This is a genomic window from Nocardia sp. 852002-20019_SCH5090214 (genome assembly GCF_001665865.1).
Classification (GTDB): domain Bacteria; phylum Actinomycetota; class Actinomycetes; order Mycobacteriales; family Mycobacteriaceae; genus Nocardia; species Nocardia nova.
This window is the reverse complement of sequence record NZ_LZMK01000323.1, coordinates 1-518: the sequence shown is the minus strand read 5'-3', so window position 1 is coordinate 518 and position 518 is coordinate 1. Positions and strand designations below refer to the sequence as shown.

The following is a 518-nucleotide window of genomic DNA, read 5'->3' as shown; positions in this document are numbered from 1 at the left end:
GACCGCAGTCAGAAGGCCCCGTCGATGTCCAGCGGCGAGAACGCGCAGTACGGCGCGGCGCTCGGTTTGGCGGTGGGGGTGCCGTCGTTGATCGAGCTGGCCGGTGCAGCGGTGTGGGCGGCCCCGATGTACGGCGGCCCGGCACAGGATGTGCCGCTGAAGAACCCCGTCGCGCTGGGCTGGCACCTGATGGCCACCCACGATATTGCGTGGACCGGTGAGGCCACCGCCGCACTGGGCACCCTCGTCGGCGGCGGGCTGGCGACGGTGGCCGCGACCGCGATCGGTGTGCGGTGGGCGTGTCGCAAGTGTGTGGCCGCGCGTGCCGAGCGCCGTTACCGCAAGGGCCGTCCCGCCCATGTCGCGCTGGGCAAGGGCCTGAGCAAGGCGGATCGGCAGCCGATCGACGAGCGCGCCAAGTACATGGGTCGTGGCCGCGAGCTCGATGATCTGTGCTGGGCGGCGGTGGAAGCCAAGGCGATCGAGCTGGGTGTGCAGCTCGCTCCGGGTCAGGTTCC

At 71.4% G+C, this 518-nt stretch carries 1 pseudogene; it reads left to right on the top strand.

Annotation, left to right across the window (positions count from 1 at the left end):
* Positions 1–24: 24 nt before the first annotated feature.
* Positions 25–518, top strand: a pseudogene (locus A5780_RS25870) (hypothetical protein); the annotation flags it as partial.